General features: G+C 76.5%; 3 protein-coding genes. 2 read left to right on the top strand and 1 reads right to left on the bottom strand.

The features are described from left to right. Positions 1 to 142 precede the first annotated feature (142 nt). Entirely contained in the window at positions 143 to 844 is a 702-nt protein-coding gene (locus ACFV0G_RS36665) for a bifunctional DNA primase/polymerase (protein ID WP_380557282.1), read from the bottom strand. 316 nt (positions 845 to 1,160) lie between these two features. Here ACFV0G_RS36665 and ACFV0G_RS36660 point away from each other — a divergent pair, with 316 nt between their 5' ends. Together ACFV0G_RS36660 and ACFV0G_RS36655 are read left to right on the top strand one after the other, a co-directional pair. Next, positions 1,161 to 2,537 carry a transcriptional regulator gene (locus tag ACFV0G_RS36660; protein ID WP_380557279.1) on the top strand — a complete coding sequence of 459 codons (1,377 nt, stop codon included), beginning with the start codon at positions 1,161 to 1,163 and terminating at the stop codon, positions 2,535 to 2,537. 161 nt (positions 2,538 to 2,698) lie between these two features. Next, on the top strand, positions 2,699 to 3,895 hold the full coding sequence (locus ACFV0G_RS36655) for a hypothetical protein (RefSeq protein ID WP_380557276.1): 1,197 nt from the start codon (positions 2,699 to 2,701) through the stop codon (positions 3,893 to 3,895). Positions 3,896 to 3,933 lie beyond the last annotated feature (38 nt).

Genomic DNA, 3,933 nt, shown 5'->3' with positions numbered 1-3,933 from the left:
TCCGGACTGGGGTCCGACGGGCCCGGCCTCCGGTGGGTGGCGGGGCCCGTCGCACACGTGCGCCGGTCGGCGCACTGCCCGCCCTCGCCCGATCGGGCCGGGGCGGCCGGCGGCGGACGGGTGAAGGCCCGTCAGGGTGCGGTCAGCGGCGGCCCGCCGCGACCGGCTGGGGCTGCTGCGCGCGGGCCGGCTGGGCCTCCCGCCCGCAGGCGTACGCCAGCGGGTTGATCAGCTCCGCCGCGTCCGGCAGCCAGCGGTTGATCGCGGACGGCGGCCGCGCCCACTGCGCGAAGCCGTAGGCGCCGACCCGGGACGGCGGCGCCACGATGAAGTCGCCCTCGCCCCGGGCCACCAGGTCCAGCCGGCCGGGCGCCCAGCCGAGCTTGCGGAGGATCTCCGGCAGCTTGGCGGCCACTCCCGGCAGCACCAGGAAGTGCAGCCGCCGGCCGGCCGGGCCGGCCGCCGCCGGCACCGCCACCACCGGGCCCAGCCGCAGGCCCATCCGCTCCATCCGGGCGAGGGCCAGGCAGCCCGCCACCTCGGGGACGTCCAGCACGTCGAAGGACCGGCCGGTGGGCAGCAGGATCGAGGCCTCCGGCTGCTCGGTCCACCAGCGGCGCACCACGCCGGGGCCGGCGCTCGCCCGGCGGCGCCAGTCCTCCTCCGCCGGGTGCGCGCCGGGCAGGGCGCAGCGCGGGTCCGCACAGGAGCAGCGGCCGGGGCCGTCGCCGTCGATCAGCCGGGTGCCGGGGACGACCTCCCAGTGGCGGTCCTCCGCGTAGCTGACGGCCTCGATGAGAAGCGGGGGCAGGCCCTGGTCGCGGGCTCCTGGGGTGTTGTCCACGCGCTGCTCAACTTCCGCCCGGGGGCGGGGTTACGGCCGGGCGGGGGGTGGTCAGCGGCGTGCTCCGGATGTCACCCTCGGAGGTGAGCGGGGCTGCGGCCGGGCGACCCGAACGAGGGGCGGTAACGGGCGCAGTGGGGGCGCACGGGGGCATTTGCCCGGGCGCGCGGGGAGCGGATCCGTCACGCTGGGTATTCCGCTGGTGTCGCCGGGTCCCCGGCCGGGGGCCGGTCGCGCCCCCGACCGCCGGCGTACGCACCGAGCAGCAGAATCGTCGTCCCCGGTCAGGGCCGGGGGCGTTGGGGAGGCGAAGTCCATGGCCGCCAGACAACTCGTCGCACGAGAGCCCAACGAGCGCTTGCAGCAGCTGATCCAGGAGGCGGGCTGCTCGAACGCGGGCCTCGCACGCCGGGTCAACCTCTGCGGCGCCGAGCACGGCCTGGATCTGCGCTACGACAAGACCTCGGTCGCCCGCTGGCTGCGCGGGCAGCAGCCGCGCGGCCCGGCGCCCGCGGTGATCGCCGAGGCGCTCGGCCGCAAGCTCGGCCGCGGCGTGTCGGTGGACGAGATCGGGATGGCCGACGGCAAGGGCCTCAGCTCCTCCGTCGGCCTGCAGTTCGCGCCCAACCTGCCCGCCGCGCTGGAGCAGGTCTGCGAGCTGTGGCGCAGCGACGTGGGCCGCCGGGACTTCCTGGCCGGCGCCTCGGTCGCCGCCTCCGCCCTGGTCGAGCCCAGCCGGGACTGGCTGATCACCCCGCCCGACCCGGTGGTGGCCAGGACCGGCCAGGTCCGGGTCGGACCGACCGACGTCGCCGCCGTCCGGGCCACCACCCAGATGCTCGTCGAACTCGACCACCGGTTCGGCAGCGGGCACGTGCGCCCGGTCGTCGTCCACTACCTCAACAGCGTGGTCTCGGGCCTGCTCTCCGGCGGGTACCGCGACGAGACGGGCCGTCAGCTCTTCGCCGCCGTGGCCCGGCTGACCGAGCTCGCCGGCTACATGGCGGTGGACACCGGGCAGCCCGGCCTCGCCCAGCGCTACTACATCCAGGCGCTGCGGCTCGCCCAGGCGGCCGACGACCGCGGCTACGGCGGCTACGTGCTCGCCGCTTCGATGAGCCACCTCGCGGCCACCCTCGGCAACCCGCGCGAGATCGCCCAGCTGGCCAGGGCGGCCCAGGAGGGTGCCCGCACGGTCGCCACCCCGACCGCGATGGCGATGTTCTACGCCGCCGAGGCCCGCGGCCACGCCCTGCTGGGCGACACCCGCTCCTGCGAGGCGGTCGCCGCCAAGGCCCAGGAGGCGATGACGCACCGCAACCCGGAGGACGACCCGGACTGGATCGTGCACTTCGACGAGGCGTACCTCGCCGACGAGCTCGCCCACTGCCACCGGGACCTCGAACAAGGCGCGAAGGCCGAGGCGTACGCCCGTACCGCGCTGGAACTCCACCCCGTGAGCCGTGTGCGCCGGCGGGCGGTCGACCTCGTGCTGCTGGCCACCGCCCAGCTCCAGCAGCGCGAGGTGGAGCGGGCCTGCGAGACGGGCACCCAGGCCGCCCGGCTGCTCAGCGGGCTGCGCTCCAACCGCGGCGTCGAGTACCTGGACGACTTCCGCAGCCGGCTGGAGCCGTACCGGGAGCACCGGGTGGTGCGGGAGTTCCAGGCCCGGCTGGCGGGGGAGGCGGCCTGAGCGCGGCCCCCGCTTCGTGAGGAGCAGGTGAGGAAGGTCCTCCCTGCGTAGTCACCCGTACCGGTGACCGGGTAGCGTGGGCGTGCTATGCAGCGTTATCGAGGTCGTCGAGCAGTTGTGGTCCGCCGTCAGCGAGCGCGCGGCACAGGTGAGGAATCGCGTTGAGCCAGCGCCGCTCGTTCTCCCACTCCCATTCCAGCAGTGACTTCAACCTGGACGATCTGTTCCGGCCGGAGCCGGGCCAGGAGGCCGCCCAGGCGCCGCAGCCTGCCGCGCCGCCGGTGCCGCCGGGCCCGGTGCCGGGTCAGGGCCAGGGCGGCCCGGAGTACTGGGGTGCCCCGCCCGCGCCGCAGGGCGCTCAGCCGGAGGCGGCTCCGGCACCCGAGACGCAGTACCTGCCGCCGTACCCGGCCGCCGACCCGTCGGTCGCCCCGCAGCCGATGCCGGGTCAGCCGATCCCGGGTCAGCCGGGCCACGGCGCCGCGCAGTCGTTCGGCGGTCAGCAGGCCTTCGGCGGCCAGCAGTCCTTCGGCGGTCAGCTGACCTTCGGCGGCCAGGGCTTCCCGGGCCAGCCGGGGCAGGCCCCGCAGTCGTTCGGCGAGCAGCAGTCGTTCGGCGGACAGCAGTCCTTCGGCGGTCAGCAGCCGTACGGCGCGCAGGGCTACCCGGCCCCGCCGGCCGGCCCGGCCTTCCCCGGCGCCGACCAGGGCCGCCAGGGCGGCGGGCGCGGCTCGGGCCGGCCGTCCAACCCGGTGCTCATCGGCGGCGTGGTCGCCGGTCTCGCCGCGGCGGGCATCCTGGTCGCGGTGCTGATGAGCGGCGGCGACGACACCCCGTCCGCGGGCAAGCCGGCCGCCTCGGCGGCGGCCCGCACCGGCGCCGCACCGTCCGCCGGCGGGTCCGACCCGGCCGCGCAGGCGCAGGCGAAGGCGCTCTCCGACCTGCTCGGCACGGCCAGCGCCAGCCGCCAGGCGGTGGTCGGCGCGGTCGCCTCGGTCGGCAAGTGCGACAAGCTCCCGGAGTCGCAGGCCGCGCTGACCGACGCCGCCGCCAAGCGGCAGGCACTGGTGACCCAGCTGGCGGCGCTGAAGGTCGACAAGCTCACCGGCGGCGCCGACCTGGCCGGGCAGCTGCAGAGGGCCTGGCAGGCCTCGGCCACCGCGGACACCGAGTACGCGGCCTGGGCCGGCGACGCAGCGGCCGGCTGCGACCCGAACTCGGTCAAGAACAACCCGCACCTGAAGTCGGCCACCGAGGCGAGCGGTACGGCGACCACGGCGAAGGAGAAGGCGTCCTCGCTCTGGAACGCCATCGCCGGCCAGACCGGCCTGCCGAACCGGGACAAGACCGAGCTCTGACGGGGCCGGAACGCCGAAGGGGGCGGCCGGGGCGGACC

This window comes from Kitasatospora sp. NPDC059571 (assembly GCF_042735675.1).
In the GTDB taxonomy this organism is placed as follows: Bacteria; Actinomycetota; Actinomycetes; order Streptomycetales; family Streptomycetaceae; genus Kitasatospora.
This window is presented reverse-complemented; position numbering and strand designations above follow the sequence as displayed.